The sequence below is a fragment of the Curtobacterium sp. P97 genome (assembly GCF_023712445.1).
GTDB lineage: Bacteria > Actinomycetota > Actinomycetes > Actinomycetales > Microbacteriaceae > Curtobacterium.
The window spans coordinates 1-454 of the sequence record NZ_JAMAYF010000111.1 but is presented as its reverse complement, the minus strand read 5'-3'; the positions used below and the strand labels follow the sequence as shown (position 1 = coordinate 454).

The 454-nt window shown below is 68.7% G+C and carries 1 pseudogene; it reads right to left on the bottom strand.

The window, feature by feature from the left end:
* A pseudogene (locus tag M3677_RS17200) lies at positions 1 to 454 on the bottom strand (GTP-binding protein); the annotation flags it as partial.

Here is a 454-nt window from a genome sequence, read left to right as displayed (position 1 = left end):
CATGGTCTCGCCGCCGTACTCCTCGGCGACCAGGCCGTACTCGGTGAGCTGCTGGCGGATCTTGGCGGGTTGGCCCCCTCCTTGTCGATCTTGTTCACCGCGACCACGATCGGCACCTGGGCCGCCTGGGCGTGGTTGAGCGCCTCGACCGTCTGCGGCATGACGCCGTCGTCGGCCGCGACCACCAGCACCACGATGTCGGTCACCTTGGCGCCACGGGCACGCATCGCGGTGAACGACTCGTGACCCGGGGTGTCGATGAAGGTGATCGGCCGCTCGACGCCGTCGAGCTCGGTGACGATCTGGTAGGCGCCGATGTGCTGGGTGATGCCACCGGCCTCCTTCGCCACGACGTTCGTGTGGCGCAGGGCGTCCAGCAGCTTGGTCTTGCCGTGGTCGACGTGACCCATGACCGTGACCACCGGCGGGCGGGAGTCCCAGTCGTCCTCGTCGC